Genomic DNA, 1,154 nt, shown 5'->3' on the forward strand with positions numbered 1-1,154 from the left:
GCGCGTATTGCACTTCGATTGGCGCAGTTCTGCCACGAGGGACCTCATTGCTCTCTTCGGTGGCGTCGTTCTCACTTCACTTTTAGCGCATCTCTATGGGCTTGGCCCTCGTTTAGCGCAGCTGGGACAGCGCTATGTGGAGTCGGTACTCGACGACATTATCTTCATCGTGTTCGTTGCATTCTTGCTGAGCATTGGGCTCACGATCTTTAGTGTTCGGCGCTACCGAGAACTCGCCCGCGGAACTGAAGCACGAACCATCACAGAAGGAGAAGTCCGCGATTTGGCGCGACACGATCCATTGACTGGCTTGCCAAACCGCCGCCTGTTTGATGACAAACTTGATCTGTGCGTTGGCCTCGCCACCGACACGCATCAAGTCGCTGTTCTGATGCTCGGCCTCGACGGCTTAAAGCGAATCAAGGATACGCACGGCCATGCAGCGGTGGACAAGGCACTCTGCGAACTTGCCACTAGGCTTGCCGACATCTTGTGCAAGGACGGCTTCCTGGCGAGGATCGGAGGCGACGAATTCGGGATCGTCCTGCCCAACATTAGCTCCCTCGAGGATCCCGCCAATCTGGCGCGCCGTATCGTGGCGTCTGCCGCCGACAGTTTCGCGATTGAGGCTGGCGCAGCCGAGCTTAGTCTTGGAATTGGCATCGCCATCGCTCCGCTTGATGGCGTCACTCCCCACGAATTGGTTAGGCGCGCAGAACGCGCACTTTATCGCGCGCAAGGCGACGGCAGGTCGCGTGTTCGCTTTTTTGAACCTGACATGGACGTGCATGTCGAGCGGCGCATCAATATTGAGCGTGAGCTTCGGAGCGCTATCGCAACGGATATTATCGAGCCCCATTACCAGCCGGTGGTTTCACTTGTAAGTAATCGCATCGTCGGGTTCGAGGCGTTGGCGCGTTGGGAGAGCAAGACATCGGGCCATATCCCGCCTGACGTGTTTATTCCGATTGCAGAAGAAACAGGCCTCATCAACGCTCTTGGAGATCAGCTGTTTCGCCGCGCGTGTCTTGATGCCACTGCGTGGCCAAAGACGTTTTCGCTTGCCTTCAACATTTCGCCTGTTCAGTTGCGGGATTCCGCGCTTGGAGAGCGCATTATATCGCTCCTAGAGCAGACCGGCTTTAGTCCGCGCC

1 protein-coding gene is annotated in these 1,154 nt (G+C 57.0%); it reads left to right on the forward strand.

Annotated features, from left to right (window positions below; genetic code table 11):
* A partial coding sequence (locus I6F09_RS37135) for a diguanylate cyclase (protein ID WP_225143926.1) occupies positions 1-1,154 on the forward strand: 1,154 nt, incomplete at both ends.

The sequence above is a fragment of the Bradyrhizobium sp. IC3195 genome, assembly GCF_020193585.1.
Lineage (GTDB): Bacteria > Pseudomonadota > Alphaproteobacteria > Rhizobiales > Xanthobacteraceae > Bradyrhizobium > Bradyrhizobium yuanmingense.